Raw genomic sequence first — 22,027 nt, 5'->3', positions numbered from 1 at the left:
ATTATTTTTTTAGCAGAGTTTCAATGCTGTGCAGCAGTTGCTCAGCCTGTTCGGGGGGAAGTACCGCGTCAACCGGTAAATACCACCAGTTGGGCTGGGCAAAAGCACGACATTTGACCGCATCTTTCTCAGTCATCAGTAGCGTTTGCCCTGAAGATACCAGCGCCGCCAAGGGGTCATGCTGATATTCCTGATGATCGGCAAATGCCACTTCCTTTTCAACCTCCACACCCAGCTTTTCCAAGGTGGCGAAGAAGCGTGGGGGATGACCGATACCGGCCATTGCCACTACATGCGGCAGTTCGACTGCCGGGCGGCGCTCACCGCTGGCAACATTAACCGCGTCACGTGCCTGCAACCGCATGGCGATCTCACCCTGCTGGGCCACACCACCGTTGGCAATCAGGGCATCAACGCTGTTTAGCCGCGAAGCACGTTCGCGCATCGGGCCTGCCGGTAACCACCATCCATTGCCAAAGCGGCGTACTCCGTCGATCACCACCAGTTCAAAATCACGCTGCAAAGCGTAATGCTGCAGACCGTCATCGGTAATCACCACATCAAGTGGCTGCTGCTTAAGCAACGCCTGAACCGCTTCACAACGCTTGGGTGAGATTGCCACTGGTGCAGCAGTACGCTGAAAAATCAGCACCGGCTCATCGCCCGCCTGCTGGGTGGTCGTGCTCGCGTTAAGTAACAGCGGATAAGCCTCGGCTTTACCACCATAACCGCGAGAAACCACACCCACCCGGTATCCGCGCTGCTGCAACTGTTCTACCAGCCAGATCACCATCGGAGTTTTGCCGTTGCCACCGGCAGTGAGATTCCCTACCACCACCACCGGCACCGGTGCGCGCCAGCTTTTACGCAGGCCGCAACGGTAGCTGAGCCGAATCAGACCACTGACCAGGCCATACAGCCAGGACAGCGGTAACAGCAGCAAATAAACCAGCGAACTGCCTGACCAGATGCGCTCAATCATTATTGACCAAACTGCATACGGTGAAGCTGGGCATAAGCCCCCCGCTTTTCGAGCAAGACCGCATGCTCGCCACGCTCAACGATACGGCCATCCTCAACCACCAGGATTTCATCAGCCTTCTCAATGGTCGACAGACGGTGCGCAATCACCAGTGAAGTACGGTTCTTCTGTAATTCATCCAGCGCGGCCTGAATAGCACGTTCCGATTCTGTGTCCAGTGCCGAAGTAGCTTCATCGAGGATCAGGATCGGGCAGTCACGCAGCAAGGCACGGGCGATAGCGATACGTTGGCGTTGACCGCCGGACAGCATTACGCCGTTCTCACCGATCACCGTGTCCAGACCGTTCTCCATTTTTTCAATGAAGTCCATGGCATAAGCCATGCGCGCAGCCTTTTCTATCTCTTCGCGGCTATAACGTTCTTCACGCGCGTAAGCGATGTTGTTGGCAATAGTGTCATTGAACAAATGCACGTTTTGCGAAACCAGCGCTACCTGATCACGCAGCGATGCCAGTGTGTACTCGCGCAAATCATGACCATCCATCAGGATCTCGCCTTCCTGGACGTCATAAAAACGGGTCAGCAGATTGGCGATCGTCGATTTGCCCGAACCGGAACGCCCTACCAACGCCACAGTTTTACCTTCTGAAATGCTCAGATTGATATCGCGCAACGCAGGAGTTTCTTTGCCTGGATAGTAGAAAGTGACATTACGGAATTCGATATCGCCCTTCGCACGTGCAACTTCACGGGTGCCGGTATCTTTTTCCTGTTCCATATCCAAAATCGAAAATAAGGTCTGGCACGCCGCCATCCCACGCTGGAACTGAGCGTTGACGTTGGTCAGTGACTTCAGCGGGCGCATCAGGGCGATCATCGAAGAGAACACCACGGTGATAGTACCGGCAGTCAGGGTAGCCATTACGCTAGGGAAGCTGGCGGCATACAGCACGAAGGCCAGCGCCAGTGACGCGATAAGCTGAATAATGGGGTCAGAGATAGAGGAAGCGGAAACCAGTTTCATACCTTGTTGGCGCATGCGGTTGCTGACCGAATTGAAGCGATCGGTTTCAACCTGCTGACCGCCAAAAATCAGCACTTCCTTATGGCCTTTAAGCATCTGCTCTGCGCTGGTCGTCACCTGCCCCATCGTGTTCTGCATGTTTTTGCTGATATTACGGAAGCGTTTGGAAACAATGCGGATAGCAATAGAGACAATAGGGGCCAGTACGATCAGGATCACCGACAGCTGCCAGCTGTAGTAGAACATCATGGTGAACAGCGCGATTATCGACGCCCCTTCACGCACCACGGTCACCAGCGCACTGGAAGACGATGAAGCGACCTGTTCGGAATCATAGGTGATCCGCGACAGCAAGGTCCCGGTAGACTGCTGATCGAAGAACGATACCGGCATTCTCATCATATGGCCAAACAGCCGGCGGCGCATATGCATCACCACCATACCGGATACCCAGGAGATACAGTAACTGGAAACGAAGCCAGTCGCCCCGCGCACCACCATCAGGCCAATTACCGCCAATGGCATCCACAGCAGAATGCTGCTTTCCGTTTTCCCAAAACCGTCATCCAATAAAGGTTTAAGCAAAGACAACATAAAGGCGTCGCTGGCCGCGTTAAGTACCAACGCAATGGCGGCCACGATCAGTCCGGTCTTAAAAGGTGTGATCATCGGCCAGAGGCGACGGAAAGTCTGCCAGGTGGAGAGATCTTTATCATTCATCATGCAAATACCAGCATCGGAAGAAATAGCGGCCCATTTTACTCATTATCACCCTCTACGCCAAACCGCTGATGGTACCAACGGGGCATTAATTGTTCACGAAAGCCTTTAATTTGCCAATCGTTGTCGAAAAAAAGTACGGATAACTGACCGGAGCGCGAAGTATCGCGCCATATGATGTCATTTGCCAGATATCTGGTGACAACTTTAACCGCAGGTAAACGCCATTTATTGTAACGCGATGCCGAAGCTATTGCTGCCTTCGGCGCTACCGCCCGCAAAAATGGCGGCGTGGACGAGGTTTTACTGCCATGATGCGGTACCTGTAACACTGTAGCGCTCAATAAAGGACGTTGATGCCGTACCAGCTGTGCCTCCGTCCTTTTTTCTGCATCGCCGGTTAGCAACAGGCTATATTTGCCATCATCAATACGAATTACGCATGAATCATCGTTTCCTGCCATTTTTACCCTCTTTGGCGGCCACAACACTTGAAACTGTAACGATTGCCATTGCCAGCGCTCCCCGGCCACGCAGGGTAAATGACCTGCATCAAGACGTGGACTTCTTACGGCCGCTTGCGGAAATGCCCGCTGCATCTCTTCAAGACCACCGATATGATCCAGATGATCGTGACTGATAATGATTTGCTCCACAGGTAATCCTCGCCAGTGAAGAAACGGCAAAATATTCCGACCAGCGGCACTCCCTGTCCCCCAACGGGGGCCAGTATCATACAATATTGCCCGACCGTTCTTTTCAACCACCATCGCCAAACCATGCCCAACGTCTAGCATATCTACACGCCAAGAGTATGTGGGCTCTCTTTCACGCCACAGTAAGCCACACACCGCCAAAGTTGCCAGCACCGATGCATAACGCCACCACCAGTGAAAACGCCAAAAAATCACCAGCAGCCAACCGGTAAGACTGACAGCCAGAGAGGCTGCGCCAAGATCGACCCAACCATTTTGCAGGTAGTGTAATGGGGTAAACACCCCTGCCAGGGTAAGATCGGCTACTTCCCAGAGTCCCGCACTCAACATCGGGAAAATACCCACCACCACTGCCAGCAGGATCAAGGGTACCGTGACCAGCGAGACCAGGGGGACAGCCCAAAGATTGGCCGGTATGGAGGTAAGCGTCAGGCCAAGAAACAAGCCGGCCTGCATGGGGACCAATAGCAATGTGATACCAAACTGAATATGCAGCCAACGTAGCGGTGCCCAGTACCATCCCGAGCGAAAGCGGGGATGCAACGGCACCCATTCGAACCAAAAAATCAGGCAAAGCACTGCCGTGGCCGATAGCCAAAAGCTGTCGGATAACACTGCCAGCGGATCACAAACCAGGATTAGCCCGATACACCACAGCCAAATTTGCCAGGAAGAGCAATGGATGCCGCGTATACGCAACAACATCCACAGTGTCAGCGCCAGGCCGGTTCTTACCGCGGGTGGATGCGCGCCAGCCAACCAGACATAGCCCAATGCGCCGAGCCAACTGATGATCAGTGGAAAACGGTAACCAATCAGGTTTGCCGGCAGAAAAAATTGCAGAGCCCGTAACAAGGACCAAATCAAAATAGCCACCATCGCCACGTGCAGCCCCGAAATGGCCATCAGGTGGGCAATGCCGGTTTTCAACATCAAAGTCCGCAGTGCCGGTTCCAGCGCCGCCCGCTCTCCAAATGCCAACGCCAGCAACACGGCTTTATAGCGGAGAACTCCCATATTGCTCTCGGCATGGCCGATCATGCGCTGCCGCCAACCGCAACTTTGGTCCAGGATTACCGCGCTCTTAACCTGTGCCGTCAAAGGTTGGCGCCGTGACATCGCCCAACGCTGACTGTCAAAGCCCCCTTCATTTAAGCTGCCATGCACCGGCCGCAAGCGCAGGTGCAATCGCCAGCGTTGTCCGGCGCACAGGGGCCGATCTTTCGGCTGCCAGCGGGTGGAGAAAGCGATCGAGGGCACCAGCCAGTGGCCATTGATCTGCTCGATACGCATAACCGTCTGCTTTCGTGGTGCGGAAGCCAACGCAATACTGCTCACCTGAACCACCGCGTTCACCACTGGGCCCTGACTTAAGCGATTGATTTGATTAACCAGGGTTCCGGCAGTAAATACCGCCCAAAGAAAACCCAATGCCCCCCACGCCATAAATCGGCCTACGTTGCCCCTACACCACAGGCAGAGACAAACAGGTAAGGTGACCCACAGAGTGAGGCGCGCATCGGGTAAGGACGGCATGAAAAGCAGCGGTAAAATACCGCAGATAATTGCACTTACAGCCAAATCCAGCGAAGTTTTGATAAGTGATCTCCCGGTATCGGGCAGCTATTCAGGCTGCCAACATCACGGGATTGTTTACGCATAGGCCAATACTCACCATCAACAATCTGACGGCACGCGATCGTCACCGCACAATAACAGCAGCCGTTACCACGGCTAACCACATGCTGCGGCTTGGCTCGCAAGAAGCGCCGAGACCGCCAATGGAAGATAACAGGCAAAAAAAAACGGCGCCCCAAGGGCACCGTTTTGTATTTCTTTACAAGCAACAACTCTATGGTCAGTCAGTGACTAGCCATAGATATTGGCGCGGTCACGCAGCTCTTTGCCTGGCTTGAAGTGAGGAACGTACTTGCCGTCCAACTCAACTTTATCGCCAGTTTTCGGGTTGCGACCCACACGCGGAGCACGGTAGTGAAGAGAAAAACTGCCGAATCCGCGGATCTCGATGCGTTCCCCATCGGCTAGCGTTGCAGCCATATGTTCTAGCATCTCTTTCACTGCATCCTCAACGGCTTTCGCCGGTACATGAGATTGCTGGCCAGCAAGTCTTTCAATAAGTTCAGACTTGGTCATAGTTCCTCCAAGCTTTGCAGCTAAACTACCGTATCGGGGCGGTCAAAAACCGCCCCCCGTCATTACTCGCCTTTAGCCGCTTTGAAAGCTTCAGCCATTGCGTTAGAGAAGTTGCTTTCTTCCTGCTTGCTGCCGCTATTAACAGTAGCAATTGCATCTTTCTCGTCAGCTTCGTCCTTAGCACGTACGGACAGGCTTACTACGCGGTTCTTACGGTCAACGCCGGTGAATTTAGCTTCAACGTCGTCACCCACATTCAGAACCAGAGTTGCATCTTCAATGCGGTCGCGAGAGGCTTCAGAAGCACGCAGGTAACCTTCTACGCCGCCTGCTAATTCAACTGTAGCACCTTTGGCGTCAACTGCAGTGACTTTACCAGTAACAATAGTACCTTTCTTGTTCATAGACAGGTAGTTATTGAACGGGTCTTCAGCCAGCTGCTTCACGCCCAGGGAGATACGCTCGCGCTCTGCGTCAACTTGCAGAACAACCGCTGCGATTTCGTCGCCTTTCTTGTATTCACGAACTGCTTCTTCGCCTGCAACGTTCCAGGAGATGTCAGACAGGTGAACCAGGCCGTCGATGCCGCCGTCCAGGCCGATGAAGATACCGAAGTCAGTGATAGACTTGATTTTACCTTCAACGCGGTCGCCCTTGTTGTGGGTTTCTGCAAACTGCTGCCATGGGTTGTTTTTGCACTGCTTCAGACCCAGGGAGATACGACGACGTTCTTCATCGATGTCCAGAACCATAACTTCCACTACATCGCCCACGTTAACAACTTTGGACGGATGGATGTTTTTGTTGGTCCAATCCATTTCAGAAACGTGTACCAGACCTTCAACGCCTTCTTCGATTTCTACGAAGCAGCCGTAATCAGTCAGGTTGGTTACACGACCAGTCAGCTTGGTGCCTTCTGGGTAACGTTTCGCGATAGCAACCCATGGATCTTCGCCCAGTTGCTTCAGGCCCAGGGAAACACGAGTACGCTCGCGGTCGAACTTCAGCACTTTAACAGTGATTTCGTCGCCAACGTTGACGATTTCGCTCGGATGCTTAACGCGTTTCCAAGCCATATCAGTGATGTGCAGCAGGCCGTCTACGCCGCCCAGATCAACGAATGCACCGTAGTCAGTGAGGTTCTTAACGATACCTTTAACTTCCATGCCTTCCTGCAGGTTTTCCAGCAGTTGATCACGTTCTGCGCTGTTCTCTGATTCGATAACCGCACGGCGAGAAACTACAACGTTGTTGCGTTTCTGGTCCAGCTTGATGACTTTAAACTCAAGCTCTTTGCCTTCCAGGTGCAGAGTGTCACGTACTGGACGCACGTCAACCAGGGAACCTGGCAGGAACGCACGAATACCATTCAGCTCTACAGTGAAGCCACCCTTAACTTTGCCGTTGATAACACCGACGACAGTTTCAGCTTCTTCGTAAGCTTTTTCCAGCGTGATCCAAGCTTCGTGACGCTTAGCTTTCTCACGGGACAGCAGAGTTTCACCGAAGCCATCTTCAACAGCGTCCAGCGCAACATCAACTTCGTCGCCTACCTGGATTTCCAGCTCGCCCTGTGCGTTTTTGAATTGCTCAGCCGGGATGGCAGACTCAGATTTCAGACCGGCGTCAACCAGTACTACGTCTTTGTCGATAGCAACTACAACGCCACGAACGATGGAACCCGGACGGGTTTCGATTGTTTTCAGGGATTCTTCAAAGAGTTGAGCGAAAGATTCAGTCATGTTTAATCTTCAGGGTTCTATAGTTTAACGTCCATTTAGCATCCCGCCGAATGGGGTTGTTTCACATACCCCGCCATTGGCTCCATGCCGACAGGGTTTAGGTTACAGGGGTAAAATTTTACCCGATATAGTTCGATACTACCATGACAAATATGACAAAAAGCCAATAACGCCGCCGCGCTTACTGCTGCGGCAACGCTAAAACTTCATGTGCATAAGTCAGCGCACGCTGGATGACTTCGTCGATCGACATGCTGGTTGAATCCAGCACGAGGGCGTCGGAAGCAGGCACCAGGGGCGCGATAGGCCGATTACGGTCACGGTCATCCCGTTCCTTTATCTCGGCTAAAAGACGTTCAAAGTTAACATTAAAGCCCTTTTCCTGCAACTGTAGCATGCGGCGGTGTGCACGCTCCTCCGAACTGGCGTCCAGGAAAATCTTGACCGGCGCATCGGGGAACACCACCGTGCCCATATCGCGGCCATCGGCAATCAGCCCAGGGGCCTCACGGAACGCCCGCTGGCGGCGCAACAGGGCTTCACGCACGCGCGGAAAAGCGGCTGCCTGCGAAGCGGTATTGCCAACGGTTTCGGTGCGGATTTCATTGCTGACATCCTCACCTTCCAAAATAACCTGCAGTTTGCCATCCAGGGCAATAAAGCGAACATCGAGATGTGCGGCCAGTGGAACCAGCGCCTCCTCAGACGTGATATCGACCTGATGATGCAACGCCGCCAAAGCCAGCACGCGATAAATCGCACCGGAATCCAGCAAACGCCAACCAAGTGATTCGGCCAACGCTTTACACAGCGTGCCTTTGCCTGCGCCACTTGGTCCATCAACGGTTATCACCGGGGCTGTAGCCGTCATTTCTCTCTCCTTCAGGTAGAAAACCTCACAGGGACATAACCTGCCGCCAGCACAATGCGAAAGCATAATTAAAAACATCCCTGCCGCCCGCCCAATCGGGGCAGTCACGGTGGCGCATTATACGCTGCCAAACGGCGAACTGTTACCCTGGAACTGTCTGGTTGTTGAAAATAAGCGTATGACCGCGCAAAAGTATAGCGGACAGCGCCGGGCTACAGGCGTTAAAAACAATAAAGGCCCAATTAAGGGCCTTAAAAGAAAGTATCTGACTGCGGATCACGCCAATTGACTGATGCGTGCCAGTTGTTCGAAGTAGTCCGGGAAGGTTTTCGCGGTACATTTCGGATCGAGAATGGTCACTGGAGTATCCGACAGCGCCACCAGCGAGAAACACATCGCCATACGGTGGTCATTGTAGGTACCGATATCGGCAAATTTCAGCTTGGCCGGCGGTACGACGTGAATATAGTCTTCCCCTTCATCCACTTCCGCGCCCACTTTACGCAACTCTGTCGCCATCGCAGCCAGACGGTCGGTTTCTTTCACCCGCCAGTTATAGATATTACGAATGGTCGTTGGGCCTTCGGCAAACAGGGCCGCAGTCGCAATGGTCATCGCCGCATCAGGAATGTGGTTCATATCCATGTCGATGCCACGCAATTCACCGCGGCTGCATTCAATATAGTCATCGCCCCAGGTAATGCGTGCCCCCATTTTTTCCAGTACATCGGCAAATTTGGTGTCACCCTGAACGCTTTTCTTACCGATGCCGGTGACACGCACGGTGCCACCTTTAATTGCGGCGGCCGCCAGGAAGTAAGAAGCCGAAGAAGCATCACCCTCCACCAGGTAGTCGCCCGGAGAACGGTAGGTTTGGCGGCCACTGATGTGGAACACGCGATAGTTGTCGTGGCTGACCTCAACACCAAAGGTACGCATCAGGTGCAGCGTGATATCAATGTACGGCTTGGAAACCAGCTCACCCTTGATATGGATATTGGTGTTCTGTTCGGCCAAAGGTGCCGCCATCAGCAATGCGGTCAGGAATTGACTGGAAACGCTGCCGTCGACGGTCACATCACCGCCGCGGAAACCCCCACGCAGGCGCAATGGCGGATAATCGGTCTGCTCCAGGTAATCAATCTGGGCGCCGCCCTGACGCAGGGCATCCACCAGATGACCAATTGGACGCTCTTTCATGCGTGGCTCACCGGTCAGCACCACATCATTGCTGCCCAGGCACAACGCGGCCGCCAAGGGACGCATCGCGGTACCGGCATTGCCGAGGAACAGTTCAAGCGGCTGGCTGGCCACCAGCGGGCCGGCAACACCTTCAACTTTACAAGTGGTGCGATCGTCTGACAGTTGATAGTTCACGCCCAGCGCCTGCAGCGCATTCAACATATGGCGCACGTCGTCGCTGTCCAGCAGGTTGGTCAGCGTCGTCGTTCCCTCCGCCAGCGCAGCCAGCAGCAGAGCACGGTTGGACACGCTCTTGGAGCCGGGTAAGTTGACGGTGCCATTGACCAAGGCAACCGGTTGTAACGTCAGGGAATCCACCATGTGAACTAAAATCTCCAAAATCTGATAAACGAAACGGCCCCGGGAAAATGCCGGAGCCGCTTTAACTCAAAAGGACAACAGCGAAGGCGGCCCGCTCAAGGCAGGCAACCTGGCTTAACCGTGACGACGTTCGAAGTCGGCCATAAAGTCGGTTAATGTCTTCACACCGGCCAGCGGCATTGCATTGTAAATAGAAGCGCGCATGCCGCCAACCACTCGGTGGCCTTTCAGCGCTTGCAGGCCAATGGCTTCTGCTTCGCTGAGGAACACCTTATCCAGCGCAGGATCCGCCAACTGGAACGGCACGTTCATCCAGGAACGGTTGGCAAGCGCCACCCGGCTGCGGTAGAAATCAGAATTATCGATGGTCGCGTACAGCAACTCGGCCTTGGCCTGGTTACGTTTATGCATTTCCACCAGGCCACCCTGCTCTTTCAGCCATTTGAACACCAGGCCGGACAGGTACCAGGCAAAGGTCGGCGGCGTGTTGAACATGGAGTCGTTCTCGGCCAGCACGGTGTAATCGAGGATCGACGGCACTTCACGACGCGCCTTACCCAGCAGATCTTCACGTACAATCACCAGCGTCAGACCGGCCGGACCAATATTTTTCTGCGCCCCGGCGTAAATCACGCCGAAACGGCTAACGTCCAGCGGACCGGACAGAATGGTGGAGGAGTAATCGCCAATCACCACTTTATCGCCGAAGTCAGGCACCTCATCGATAGCCACGCCGTCGATGGTTTCGTTCGGACAGTAATGCACGTAAGCCGCGTCATCGCTCAACAGCCACTCTTTCATCGGTTTGATGCCGAGCAGGCCGTCGACGTTAGTTTTCACGTCGATGGTGTTTGGCGTGCAGTATTTTTTCGCTTCGGTGATGGCGCTATGTGCCCAATAACCGCCGTCGATATAGTCTGCGGTGGTTTTGTCACCCAACAGGTTCAGAGGCAACGCGGCAAACTGCGCGCGGGCACCACCGTGGCAGAACAGAACTTTATAGTTGGAGGGGATTTTCAGCAGATCGCGCAGGTCCTGTTCGGACTGCTGAGCGACTTCGATAAACTCTTTACTGCGATGGCTGATTTCCATCACCGAGGTGCCAAGACCGTGCCAGTTGCACAGCTCCTGTTCCGCACGACGCAAAACTTCAACCGGCAGCATGGCCGGACCAGAGCTAAAATTATAAACCTGAGTCATTTCCCCTCACCACATTCACTATTCGCCAATGATACTGGCCTACCGAAATACGCCCGAATTAATCCTTCGGTTTTATCACTCGCGCCCCCCTCCTGCAATGGTTATTCGCCCGATGCCGGGAAACGCCCAACCCCTGCACTAACAGGCTCTGCCAAATCACCGGTATTTTTTGCAATAAAACGCTGTGACAACGGCCAATTCAGTGGGTTAACGCGGTTTTTTATGCTGTATACAGCCGACATGGCTAGGGGGCACGCAGGCCCCCGAATGAAGGAAAGACACTCAGTATTGATTAAACATCTGCTGAATTTGTTTGGCGTCTTTAGTCTGAGTCAGCGCCAGTTGCAGCAGGATCCGCGCTTTTTGCGGATTCAGCGTACCGGCGGCAACAAAGCCTAATTTGGTATCATCCACTTCGGCATCTTCGGTGGTCGCGCCGGTGGGCACTCTGGAGGAACGCACCACGGCGACCCCGTTATGGGCGGCTGTCGCCAGGGTGTCGAATACCGTTTTATACAGATTGCCGTTACCGACCCCGGCGCTGACGATGCCCTGATAACCTTCGGCAATCAGCGCTTTGGCCGGCGCATCGGAAGCATTGGCATAGTTATAGATAATGCCGACCTTGGGTAGCGCTGTCAGGCTGGAGACATCAAACGGGGTATCGGTAGTGTGTTTGCGTTGCGGTGAACGTTGGTAATCAACCTTGCCGTTATGGATATAGCCGAGCGGGCCGAAGTTGGGCGACTGGAAAGTCTGTACGGAAGTGGTATTGGTTTTAGTCACGTCGCGCCCATCCAGCACGATGTCGTTCATCGCCACCAGCACACCGCGTTTAGCCGATTGCGGATCGGCTGCCGTCACCACGGCGTTATACAGATTAAACGGACCGTCGGCACTCATCGCGGTGGCCGGGCGCATCGCTCCGACAATCACCACCGGCTTATCGCATTTTACCGTCAGATCAAGAAAGTAGGCGGTTTCTTCCAGTGTGTCGGTGCCATGGGTGATGACAAAACCATCAGTTTTAGCGCAGTCGGCATTGATTTTCTTCGCCAGCTTCAGCCAAACTTCATCATTCATATCCTGCGAACCGATGTTCACTACCTGTTCGCCCTGCACATTGGCGACGTTTTTCAACTCCGGCACGGCATTCACCAGGGCATCAACGCCCAGCTTACCCGCCGTGTAGTTGGATTTTGTCGCCGATTCGCCCCCACCGGCGATGGTGCCACCGGTCGCCAACAGCGTAATGGTGGGCAAGGCCAGAGCAGAACCGCTTGCGCCCGCCAGCAGGAGCGCCACAGCGCTGAGTTTCACTGATTTCATTGGGTTTCTCCATGATAGATAACCCGCTGAATTATGGCCCTTATCCCCAAAAAAACTGTGACTTTGCCACCGATTTAGGAATACATGGAGCTTGGGCGTAAAACCCCGTATCATTGCGCGTTTTTAGTACGCTCAAAAAGTGAAGACAATGACGCAAACTTTTATCCCTGGCAAAGACGCCGCGCTGGAAGACTCTATCGCCCGTTTCCAACAGAAATTAAGCGATCTGGGTTTTAATATCGAAGAGGCCTCCTGGCTGAACCCGGTGCCACACGTATGGTCGGTTCACATCCGCGATCGCGATTGCCCGCTGTGCTTCACCAACGGTAAAGGCGCCAGCAAAAAAGCTGCGCTGGCCTCCGCTTTGGGCGAATACTTCGAACGTCTCTCTACCAACTATTTCTTTGCCGACTTCTATCTGGGCAAACAGATTGCCGAAGGCGATTTCGTGCATTACCCGAACGAGAAATGGTTCCCGATCCCAGCCGATGATTCGCTGCCGGCCGGCATTCTCGATGATCGTCTGCATGCATTCTATAATCCGGATCGGGAAGTTAACGCCAGCGATCTGATCGACCTGCAGTCCGGTAATGGCGATCGTGGCATTTGCGCCCTGCCATTCTCCCGTCAGTCCGACCAGCAGACGGTTTACATCCCGATGAACATCATCGGTAACCTTTATGTGTCCAATGGCATGTCTGCCGGTAACACCGCCAACGAAGCTCGCGTACAGGGCCTGTCTGAAGTGTTCGAGCGCTATGTGAAAAACCGCATCATCGCCGAATCCATCAGCTTGCCGGAGATCCCGGCTGAAGTATTGAACCGCTATCCGGGCGTGGTGGAAGCTATCGCCAAGCTGGAAGAAGAAGGTTTCCCGATCCTCTCTTACGATGCCTCACTGGGCGGCAACTACCCGGTGATCTGCGTTGTGCTGTTCAACCCGGCTAACGGCACCTGTTTCGCCTCGTTCGGCGCCCATCCTGATTTTGGCGTGGCACTTGAGCGTACCGTGACTGAACTGCTGCAGGGCCGTAGCCTGAAGGATCTGGATGTGTTCACCGCACCAACCTTCGACGACGAAGAAGTCGCAGAGCATACCAACCTGGAAACCCACTTTATCGATTCCAGCGGTTTGATCTCCTGGGATATGTTCAAGCAGGATGCGGATTACCCGTTTGTCGACTGGAGCTTCAGCGGCAGCACGCAGGAAGAGTTCGCCACGTTGATGAGCATCTTCGATAAAGAAGGCGCGGAAGTGTACATCGCCGACTACGAACATTTGGACGTGTATGCCTGCCGCATCATAGTGCCGGGCATGTCCGATATTTACCCTGCGGAAGACCTGCTGCTGGCCAACAACAGCATGGGTGCGCACCTGCGTGATCTTCTGTTGGCTCTGCCGGGCAGTGAGTGGGAGCCGCAAGAATATCTGGCGCTGATTGAACGCTTTGACGACGAAGGCCTGGACGATTTCACCCGCGTGCGCGAACTGCTGGGTATTGCTTCCGGTAAAGACAACGCCTGGAACACCCTGCGCGTTGGCGAGTTGAAATCAATGCTGGCATTGGCCGGTGGCGATATGGACCAGGCGCTGATCTGGGCCGAGTGGACGCAAGACTTCAACGCTTCGGTGTTGAGCCCGGCACGCAGCAACTATTACCGTTGCCTGCAAACGCTGCTGTTACTGACACAAGAACCTGACCGCGATCCGGCGCAGTACTACACTGCCTTCGTGAAGATGTACGGTCAGGAAGCGGTAGATGCTGCCTCTGCGGCCATCAGCGGCGAAGTGCGCTTTAACGGCCTGTTCGCAGTCGATAACGATCTGAAAGCCTTGCCGGCTCATCAGGCGCTGTTAGCGGCCTACGAAAAACTGCAGAACGCCAAACGCCGTTATTGGGCGCAAGCATAATCTCAGTCCCTTTGCGCCGGCGGTCCGCTGCCGGCGCAATACTCAAATTGCCCCCTGTCGCCTCTCTCCAAATTATCAACATCTTATTTTGACGGTTAAATAAGCGGTTTTTCTGCTTATTTTTTTCGCTTAATTACGCACTTATCAGCAAACAAGACAAATAAAACGGCAATTGTTACCGGTCGGTAAAATAATAATTAACCGATAATTAAACGCTGACCATCGGAAAGTGACAAAATGCATGAAAATTTAACCTTTCCGAGAAGGTTCGGATGGTTTATTCAAAATTATTTGCAAACATTAAAAAATAGTTTTACAATAAAATTCAATTAGTTAACTCAATAAACCTTGCGATTTATCTGGTTTTTGGCCGCTTTAGTTTCTCGCCTTATGATCCAAATCAATTTTTACCCTATACTGCTTTGCTAGTATCTCATTGCGTTGTTTTAACCCTTAAAAGCGAGAGTTAGTGTGAAAGCTGACAACCCCTTCGATCTGATATTACCTGCAGCAACGGCGAAAATCGCTGAGGATGCAGGTGTGTACAAAGCCACCAAGCATCCGCTGAAAACGTTTTATTTGGCGATCACTGCCGGTGTCTTTATTTCAATCGCATTCGTGTTTTATATCACGGCGACTACCGGCACTGCCGGTGTGCCTTTCGGCCTGGCAAAATTGGTCGGCGGCATCTGTTTCTCCCTGGGGTTAATGCTGGTCGTCGTTTCGGGCGCCGACCTGTTCACTTCTACCGTACTGATTGTCATCGCCAAGGCCAGCGGCCGTATCAGCTGGTGCCAGCTGGGTGCCAACTGGCTGAATGTCTATATCGGTAACCTGATTGGCGCACTGTTCTTTGTGGCACTCATCTGGTTCTCTGGCGAACACATGGTGGCCAACGGCCAATGGGGCCTGAACGTCCTGCAAACCGCTGACCACAAGCTGCATCACACTTTTGTTGAGGCCGTCTGCCTCGGCATTCTGGCTAACCTGATGGTCTGCCTGGCGGTGTGGATGAGCTACTCAGGCCGCAGCCTGATGGACAAAATGTTCGCCATGATCCTGCCGGTCGGCATGTTTGTCGCCAGCGGTTTCGAACACAGCATCGCCAACATGTTTATGATCCCTATGGGTATCGTGGTTAAAAACTTCGCCACGCCAGAATTCTGGCAAGCCATAGGGGCAACACCTGAGCAGTTTGCTCATCTGACCGTAAGCAACTTTATCATCGACAACCTGATCCCAGTCACCATTGGCAACATCATTGGTGGCGGTTTGCTGGTTGGGTTGACTTACTGGGTAATTTATCTGCGTGGTGGTGAACAACAGCACTAAGCTGTTAGTTATCGCGCGCCGAGTTAGAACTCCACAATTAAAGGTAGGTGTATAATGACCGAACTTAACGAGAAGTTAGCCAAAGCTTGGGCAGGTTTCAGTAAAGGTGACTGGCAGAACGAGGTCAACGTTCGTGACTTCATCCAGAAAAACTACACTCCTTACGAGGGTGATGAATCCTTCCTGGCCGGCGCAACTCAGGCCACTTCCACCCTGTGGGACAAGGTTATGGAAGGGATCAAACTGGAAAACCGCACCCATGCGCCAGTTGATTTCGACACCAACGTTGCAGCTACCATCACTTCCCACGACGCTGGCTACATTGCCAAAGAGCTGGAAACCATCGTTGGCTTGCAGACTGATGCACCACTGAAACGTGCGCTGATCCCATTCGGCGGCATCAAAATGGTAGAAGGTTCTTGTAAGGTCTATGGCCGTGAACTGGATCCACAGCTGAAAAAAGTGTTCACCGAATACCGCAAAACCCACAACCAGGGCGTATTTGATGTTTACACCAAAGACATTCTGAACTGCCGTAAATCCGGCGTGCTGACCGGTCTGCCAGATGCTTATGGCCGTGGCCGCATCATCGGTGACTACCGTCGCGTAGCCCTGTACGGCATCGATTTCCTGATGGCCGACAAACTGAATCAGTTCAAGTCACTGCAGACCAAGCTGGAAAACGGCGAAGATCTGGAAATGACCATCCAGCTGCGTGAAGAAATTGCTGAACAGCATCGCGCTCTGGGCCAGATTAAAGAAATGGCGGCCAAATACGGCTGCGATATCTCTAAGCCGGCTACCAACGCGCAAGAAGCCGTACAGTGGACCTACTTCGGCTACCTGGCCGCAGTGAAATCCCAGAACGGTGCAGCCATGTCCTTCGGCCGCGTGTCTACCTTCCTTGACGTGTTCATCCAACGCGACATCGAAGCAGGCAAACTGAACGAAGAACAGGCGCAGGAACTGATTGACCACCTGGTGATGAAACTGCGTATGGTGCGCTTCCTGCGTACTCCTGAGTATGATGAGCTGTTCTCCGGCGACCCAATCTGGGCGACTGAGTCCCTGGCAGGTATGGGCGTTGACGGCCGTACTCTGGTCACCAAAAACAGCTTCCGTTTCCTGAACACCCTGTACACCATGGGGCCGTCTCCGGAACCGAACATGACCATCCTGTGGTCTGAAAAACTGCCGTTGAACTTCAAAAAATACGCAGCGAAAGTGTCTATCGACACCTCCTCCGTACAGTATGAAAACGACGACCTGATGCGTCCTGACTTCAACAACGATGACTACGCCATCGCCTGTTGCGTTAGCCCGATGATCGTCGGCAAGCAAATGCAGTTCTTCGGTGCCCGTGCCAACCTGGCGAAAACCATGCTGTACGCCATCAACGGCGGCGTTGATGAAAAAATGAAAATCCAGGTTGGCCCGAAAGAAGCGCCAATGATGGATACCGTGCTGGACTATGACAAAGTCATGGAACGTATGGACCACTTTATGGATTGGCTGGCCAAGCAGTACGTGACCGCGCTGAACATCATTCACTACATGCACGACAAGTACAGCTATGAAGCTGCACTGATGGCACTGCATGACCGTGACGTTTACCGCACCATGGCTTGCGGCATCGCAGGTCTGTCCGTTGCGGCTGACTCCCTGTCTGCTATCAAGTACGCTAAAGTATCCACCATCCGTGATGAAGACGGCCTGGCCGTAGACTTCAAAATCGAAGGTGAATACCCGCAGTTCGGTAACAACGATGCTCGTGTTGATGACATCGCCTGTGACCTGGTAGAACGTTTCATGAAGAAAATTCAGAAACTGCGTACCTACCGTAATGCTGTAGCGACTCAGTCCGTACTGACCATCACTTCCAACGTGGTTTACGGCAAGAAAACCGGTAACACCCCAGATGGTCGCCGTGCTGGCGCTCCATTCGGTCCAGGTGCTAACCCAATGCACGGCCGTGACCAGAAAGGTGCCGTAGCCTCTCTGACTTCCGTAGCCAAACTGCCGTTTGCCTATGCGAAGGATGGGATCTCCTACACCTTCTCCATCGTGCCAAACGCACTGGGTAAAGACGACGACGTGCGTAAAGCCAACCTGGCGGGTCTGATGGACGGTTACTTCCACCACGAAGCTTCTATCGAAGGCGGTCAGCACCTGAACGTCAACGTGATGAACCGTGAAATGCTGCTGGACGCGATGCAAGATCCTGAGAAATATCCTCAGCTGACCATCCGCGTATCCGGTTATGCCGTTCGCTTCAACTCGCTGACCAAAGAACAACAGCAAGACGTAATTACCCGTACTTTCACTCAGTCGATGTAATTGCCCCATCCGGGCGGGGTTTCCCGCTCGGTGGTTAAGCTGAACCCCGGGGCCGGATCTTTCCGGCCTTTTTAATAAATGCTAGTTCCCTGACTCAGCACGAGTCTGTTTTGCCAGATAGCTATACTTGATGGATATCCGGCAAAACAGTTATCCGGCGTAATAACCGGCCAACAGGAATCGTTCCACCCCAGTCGTCGGGCCCTGCCCGCTTACTGCATCGCTGATCCCTGGCTGGCGGTTATGAGCCTACTTTTAGACTGCGTTTGACAGTCAATATTGGAGAAAACCCCGCAATGTCAGTGACAGGTCGCATCCACTCCTTCGAATCCTGTGGCACCGTAGATGGCCCAGGGATCCGCTTTATCGTTTTCTTCCAGGGCTGCCTGATGCGCTGCCTGTATTGCCACAACCGTGATACCTGGGATACCCACGGTGGGAAAGAAGTCACCGTCGAAGAATTGATGAAAGACACCGTCTCCTATCGCCACTTTATGAATGCCTCCGGTGGCGGCGTTACGGCTTCCGGCGGCGAGGCTATCCTGCAGGCCGAATTCGTCCGCGATTGGTTCCGGGCTTGTCATGAAGAAGGTATCAACACCTGTCTGGACACCAACGGTTTTGTACGACGTTACGATCCGGTGATCGACGAACTGCTGGATGCCACCGACCTGGTGATGCTGGATCTCAAACAGATGAACGACGACATTCACCAGAATCTGGTCGGCGTTTCTAACCACCGCACGCTGGAATTCGCCCGCTATTTGGCGAAGCGCAATCAGCGCACCTGGATCCGTTATGTGGTAGTGCCGGGTTGGTCAGATGATGACAAGTCAACGCACCTGCTGGGTGAGTTCACCAAGGACATGACCAACATCGAGAAAATCGAACTGCTGCCTTACCACGAACTGGGCAAACACAAGTGGGTAGCGATGGGGGAAGAGTACAAGCTGGACGGTGTTCATCCGCCGAAAGCGGACACTATGGAGCGCGTCAAAGGTATTCTGGAAAGCTACGGCCACAAAGTGATGTACTGATCCGCTAGCAACAACAAAAAACCCGGCACGGTATGGCCGGGTTTTTTATGCTCAGGCGGCAGCAAACGGAGTGTGTTGCGGGTCCGGCTTTTTCAATAGCATCATCAGATAGACCAGAGCCACGGCGGCAATCATCACAAACAGCGACTGGTCAGAATAATTTTGCATCAGCAGCGCCGTCATCGACGGGCCGAGCAGGCTGCCAATGGTGTAACTCATCAATAGCGCCTGGTTCATCGCCACCAGCTCATGCGGTAACGTCTTCTCACAGGCCCAGGACATCGCCACCGGATACAGGGTAAAGCCGGCACAGCCGAGAATGAACAGCGATGGTGCCATGGCAGAGTGACTGAGCATCGCCACGCTGGCGAGGATCACCACAAACACCTGAATGCGCAGTACCAGCAGGCGACCATAGCGGTCAGCCAGTCGCCCCACCGGCCATTGACCAACAATGCCGGAGCTGACCAGCAACGCCATCCAGTAACCGACGTTGGCATCACTCATCCCCTGATGAGATAAATACAGCGGCATCAGACCATACAGTGAACCAAGCACAATCCCGGAGATGATGCAGCCATTGATACCCAACCGGGCACTGCGGCGTTTCAGCATCGGCCATACCGCGGCCTGTTGGGGTTCATCGTGCTGGCTGTTCACCCGGGCAAACAACATCGGCAACATGGCGCTGATCACAATGGCTGTTACCCAAGGCACCACGTTCAACAGTTCGGTAGACACCATACTCAACAGCAGTTGGCCGACCACCGTACCGAGGTAGTAAACCATCATATAGGCCGCCAGCAGTTGGCCACGGTTGGAAAGATTACCGCTGCGCAGTAAGGCGCTCTCAACAATCACCCAAATCCAGGCACAGCCGATACCGGCAAAGAAACGCCACCCCATCCAACTCCAGAAATCAAGCGACAACGCCATACCGGCGGTCGCCACGGCGAACACCACGCAGGCAAGATGATAGCTGCGGGTAAAGCCAATGCGCTGGATCAGTTTGCCCGCAATCAGCGTGCCGAACAGATTGCCGGTAAAGTAAGAAGAACTTACCATTCCCACCTGCCCGGTTGACAACTGAGCATGGGTTAACCAAAGAGGAACTAACGTATTCAATACGGCAATAGAAACCGTGAGCAACAACAGGCCACAGAGCAGCAGGAGCACTGGGCGGGAATATGCGGACATAGTGAGATTAAAACCGAACGCGCAATGAGAGTGCGCGCATCATGCCACTGGCGATAAAAAAGTCAATCAGCTCTTATCAGTACACCGCACAATTTGTATTACACAGACTGGCAGGCGTAACACAGAGCAAAAACCTTTATGCTGAGCACTGATAAACCTCGCGGGGAGGAAGGACATGATGGAAAGCAAAACAGAGACTGCCGTCACTACACTGTTGAGTGATATTGCCAGCACCCACGCTGAGCTTTTACCGGTGATTCAGCGCGTTCGCCAACTGGCCACCGCCTTGGGTGATAAGGTCTGCGAATCGGTACGTTTCGCCGTATGCCGAACCGATGAACAGCCGCCGGCGTTTGTACGCCTGACGGCCGTTCATTTTTTATCAGAAATGCAGGTCCAAAGACTCAACTTCGGCAGTGCATTCTTCACCCCAGGCGTTCAGGGTAATTTGCGCCAATTGCGCCAGCCCCTGATAGAAAGGATGCTGCGCATTTGCCTGCAACAACTCCAGATAGCGCGGAGCCCAAGGCAGCACATGTTTGGTCAGCAGTTGTTCAACCAGCCCACCCTGACGTTCTTCAGCTAACCATGCCACCATCATCAACAAGGTGCCGATGTGATCTTCCGGCTCATTGCGATCGTGTTGCGCATCAATGCCATTCGAACGTAACCACCGGCGCAGACGCAGGGTGGAATTGCCAAACAGCACGTTCTCTTTGTCCAGATACACCGAACCCCATAACGGAGCCGGTAAGGTGTCAGGCCCGACAAACAGACGTTGGTAAGCCTCTGCCAACGACTCCTCTTGCTCATCTTCAATCCCGGTAGCGATCAGTGCTGCCGCAGTCTGCAACTGCTCGGCGTCGCCATACGGCCATTCTTTGACCCACTCAGATTCAGACAAGGTTGCCAACAACTGTTGACCGTCTTCACTTTCTGGCGGTGCATACAACAACACACCCAGCACCCGGCCCGTTAAAGCGATATTTTCAAGCGTCATAAATCAAGGATCCTATTAAGGGCACAGCGAACTGTGCCTGACTACAATATTAACCGGCTACCGCCATGCCAACGGTCATATGCAGGCCGTAGAACACACCACGCCCTACCAGCTCACCAGCGATAACCAAAATCAAACCTAAAACCATCCCCATCACGCTCGCGTTACCCCGGCGCAACAGTGGGCAAATCCAACAACCTAAACCTAACACCACCAATACCAGCCGCCCAACCATTAACTGGCCGTATTGAGGGATCAACGTTGATGCCTGCTGTACCGAGCTGGTGATACTGGCCAACTCATAGCCTTGCATCATCACCGCACCCAGGCTTACCAACAGCGCCACTACGCTCAGAATAGCCAGCGAATAGCGGGCTGATACCGCTAATCCAGCCGCACGCAGTAACAGAACGCCCAGCAATGGCCCACCGATCAGCGTCGTCAGGAAAAAGTTCAGCGTAGTGTAACCGTTATGCCAGGTTGGCACAGTATCGATTTGATACACCCGCGTCATGGCGTAAACAAAGACTATGCCCGACGCCATGGTCACCCACAGCCACACTTTGCCCAACGCCGCTGGCATTTTGCCCAGCACCGCCAGTAGCCAATAGAACCCCCCGACGGCGAAGAACAACGCGCCACCGGCAATTTCGTTGCTCAACGCCGACGCGCCGACGCGGTTTAAAGAGTTAAACGCCCGTAACGGCGAACCCAGGTGCAGGGTAGATGCGACAAAAGCGATGCCCATCAGCAACCATAAGAAGAACATTGAGCGATGCACCGCCCGGTCCTGCTGCTGGTTCAGATTGCCACCGATCACCGCAATTCCCATAACGATGATCGCCCCCACCACAGATTGCCCCAATACGGTAAACAGCATCAGCGGCCATTCATGCCATCCCATGCCCAT

At 53.6% G+C, this 22,027-nt stretch carries 16 protein-coding genes; 4 read left to right on the top strand and 12 right to left on the bottom strand.

Features of this window, described 5'->3' with window-relative positions; translation table 11 throughout:
- Nucleotide 1: 1 nt before the first annotated feature.
- The 9 genes from lpxK to ansB all read right to left on the bottom strand — a co-directional run bounded on the left by lpxK (nucleotide 2) and on the right by ansB (nucleotide 12,302).
- A complete protein-coding gene (gene lpxK / locus NHG65_RS08595) occupies nucleotides 2-982 on the bottom strand; it encodes a tetraacyldisaccharide 4'-kinase (RefSeq protein WP_099061739.1) in 981 nt (326 codons plus the stop codon).
- Complete coding sequence (msbA, locus tag NHG65_RS08590; protein WP_099061740.1) at nucleotides 982-2,730, bottom strand: lipid A ABC transporter ATP-binding protein/permease MsbA; 1,749 nt, start codon at nucleotides 2,728-2,730, stop codon at nucleotides 982-984. The genes lpxK and msbA overlap by 1 nt, the downstream gene beginning before the upstream one ends.
- 35 nt (nucleotides 2,731-2,765) lie before the next feature.
- On the bottom strand, nucleotides 2,766-4,979 hold the full coding sequence (locus NHG65_RS08585) for a ComEC family protein (RefSeq protein WP_499183465.1): 2,214 nt from the start codon (nucleotides 4,977-4,979) through the stop codon (nucleotides 2,766-2,768).
- A 333-nt stretch (nucleotides 4,980-5,312) separates the two neighbouring features.
- Entirely contained in the window at nucleotides 5,313-5,597 is a 285-nt protein-coding gene (ihfB, locus tag NHG65_RS08580) for an integration host factor subunit beta (RefSeq protein ID WP_004942652.1), read from the bottom strand.
- A gap of 62 nt (nucleotides 5,598-5,659) precedes the next feature.
- Entirely contained in the window at nucleotides 5,660-7,339 is a 1,680-nt protein-coding gene (rpsA, locus tag NHG65_RS08575; RefSeq protein ID WP_099061742.1) for a 30S ribosomal protein S1, read from the bottom strand.
- Between the two features lie 181 nt (nucleotides 7,340-7,520).
- Nucleotides 7,521-8,210: a (d)CMP kinase gene (cmk, locus tag NHG65_RS08570; RefSeq protein ID WP_085116071.1), complete on the bottom strand. Its 690-nt coding sequence runs from the start codon at nucleotides 8,208-8,210 to the stop codon at nucleotides 7,521-7,523.
- 276 nt (nucleotides 8,211-8,486) lie between these two features.
- Nucleotides 8,487-9,773 (bottom strand): 3-phosphoshikimate 1-carboxyvinyltransferase, encoded by a 1,287-nt coding sequence (gene aroA, locus NHG65_RS08565; RefSeq protein WP_099061743.1) that lies wholly within the window; start codon nucleotides 9,771-9,773, stop codon nucleotides 8,487-8,489.
- A gap of 114 nt (nucleotides 9,774-9,887) precedes the next feature.
- Nucleotides 9,888-10,973 (bottom strand): 3-phosphoserine/phosphohydroxythreonine transaminase, encoded by a 1,086-nt coding sequence (gene serC, locus NHG65_RS08560; protein ID WP_207977614.1) that lies wholly within the window; start codon nucleotides 10,971-10,973, stop codon nucleotides 9,888-9,890.
- 282 nt (nucleotides 10,974-11,255) lie between these two features.
- Nucleotides 11,256-12,302: an L-asparaginase 2 gene (gene ansB, locus NHG65_RS08555; RefSeq protein ID WP_499183160.1), complete on the bottom strand. Its 1,047-nt coding sequence runs from the start codon at nucleotides 12,300-12,302 to the stop codon at nucleotides 11,256-11,258.
- Nucleotides 12,303-12,450: 148 nt separating this feature from the next.
- Between ansB and ycaO the strand changes: the two genes are divergently transcribed.
- The 4 genes from ycaO (at nucleotide 12,451) to pflA (ending at nucleotide 18,920) form a co-directional block, all read left to right on the top strand.
- The gene (gene ycaO, locus NHG65_RS08550; protein WP_099061746.1) at nucleotides 12,451-14,214 is read left to right on the top strand and encodes a 30S ribosomal protein S12 methylthiotransferase accessory factor YcaO; all 1,764 of its coding nucleotides are present in this window, start codon (nucleotides 12,451-12,453) and stop codon (nucleotides 14,212-14,214) included.
- 471 nt (nucleotides 14,215-14,685) lie between these two features.
- Nucleotides 14,686-15,546, top strand: a complete 861-nt coding sequence (gene focA, locus NHG65_RS08545) for a formate transporter FocA (protein WP_099061747.1) — start codon at nucleotides 14,686-14,688, stop codon at nucleotides 15,544-15,546.
- 54 nt (nucleotides 15,547-15,600) lie between these two features.
- Nucleotides 15,601-17,883, top strand: coding sequence for a formate C-acetyltransferase (gene pflB, locus NHG65_RS08540; protein ID WP_099061748.1), 2,283 nt, complete (start codon nucleotides 15,601-15,603; stop codon nucleotides 17,881-17,883).
- Between the two features lie 296 nt (nucleotides 17,884-18,179).
- Nucleotides 18,180-18,920: a pyruvate formate lyase 1-activating protein gene (gene pflA / locus NHG65_RS08535; RefSeq protein WP_085116064.1), complete on the top strand. Its 741-nt coding sequence runs from the start codon at nucleotides 18,180-18,182 to the stop codon at nucleotides 18,918-18,920.
- Nucleotides 18,921-18,971: 51 nt separating this feature from the next.
- On the opposite strand, the gene NHG65_RS08530 is transcribed toward pflA, so the two are convergent.
- The 3 genes from NHG65_RS08530 to NHG65_RS08520 all read right to left on the bottom strand — a co-directional run bounded on the left by NHG65_RS08530 (nucleotide 18,972) and on the right by NHG65_RS08520 (nucleotide 22,027).
- Entirely contained in the window at nucleotides 18,972-20,117 is a 1,146-nt protein-coding gene (locus NHG65_RS08530) for an MFS transporter (RefSeq protein WP_499183159.1), read from the bottom strand.
- A gap of 382 nt (nucleotides 20,118-20,499) precedes the next feature.
- A complete protein-coding gene (gene dmsD / locus NHG65_RS08525) occupies nucleotides 20,500-21,117 on the bottom strand; it encodes a Tat proofreading chaperone DmsD (protein WP_219015811.1) in 618 nt (205 codons plus the stop codon).
- A gap of 49 nt (nucleotides 21,118-21,166) precedes the next feature.
- Nucleotides 21,167-22,027: a DmsC/YnfH family molybdoenzyme membrane anchor subunit gene (locus tag NHG65_RS08520; RefSeq protein ID WP_219015810.1), complete on the bottom strand. Its 861-nt coding sequence runs from the start codon at nucleotides 22,025-22,027 to the stop codon at nucleotides 21,167-21,169.

Source organism: Serratia myotis (genome assembly GCF_027474885.1).
GTDB lineage: Bacteria > Pseudomonadota > Gammaproteobacteria > Enterobacterales > Enterobacteriaceae > Serratia > Serratia proteamaculans.
Note: the sequence above shows the minus strand (reverse complement) of the source record. Positions and strands in the feature narration are given on the sequence as shown.

Coding starts and splice junctions, on each gene's coding strand:
- pflA (WP_085116064.1), top strand. CDS start 18,180: ATGTCAGTGACAGGTCGCATCCACTCCTTCGAATCCTGTGGCACCGTA.
- NHG65_RS08585 (WP_499183465.1), bottom strand. CDS start 4,979: ATGCCGTCCTTACCCGATGCGCGCCTCACTCTGTGGGTCACCTTACCT.
- pflB (WP_099061748.1), top strand. CDS start 15,601: ATGACCGAACTTAACGAGAAGTTAGCCAAAGCTTGGGCAGGTTTCAGT.
- NHG65_RS08530 (WP_499183159.1), bottom strand. CDS start 20,117: ATGTCCGCATATTCCCGCCCAGTGCTCCTGCTGCTCTGTGGCCTGTTG.
- ansB (WP_499183160.1), bottom strand. CDS start 12,302: ATGAAATCAGTGAAACTCAGCGCTGTGGCGCTCCTGCTGGCGGGCGCA.
- NHG65_RS08520 (WP_219015810.1), bottom strand. CDS start 22,027: ATGGGCATGGGATGGCATGAATGGCCGCTGATGCTGTTTACCGTATTG.
- lpxK (WP_099061739.1), bottom strand. CDS start 982: ATGATTGAGCGCATCTGGTCAGGCAGTTCGCTGGTTTATTTGCTGCTG.
- ycaO (WP_099061746.1), top strand. CDS start 12,451: ATGACGCAAACTTTTATCCCTGGCAAAGACGCCGCGCTGGAAGACTCT.
- serC (WP_207977614.1), bottom strand. CDS start 10,973: ATGACTCAGGTTTATAATTTTAGCTCTGGTCCGGCCATGCTGCCGGTT.
- rpsA (WP_099061742.1), bottom strand. CDS start 7,339: ATGACTGAATCTTTCGCTCAACTCTTTGAAGAATCCCTGAAAACAATC.
- dmsD (WP_219015811.1), bottom strand. CDS start 21,117: ATGACGCTTGAAAATATCGCTTTAACGGGCCGGGTGCTGGGTGTGTTG.
- ihfB (WP_004942652.1), bottom strand. CDS start 5,597: ATGACCAAGTCTGAACTTATTGAAAGACTTGCTGGCCAGCAATCTCAT.
- cmk (WP_085116071.1), bottom strand. CDS start 8,210: ATGACGGCTACAGCCCCGGTGATAACCGTTGATGGACCAAGTGGCGCA.
- msbA (WP_099061740.1), bottom strand. CDS start 2,730: ATGATGAATGATAAAGATCTCTCCACCTGGCAGACTTTCCGTCGCCTC.
- aroA (WP_099061743.1), bottom strand. CDS start 9,773: ATGGTGGATTCCCTGACGTTACAACCGGTTGCCTTGGTCAATGGCACC.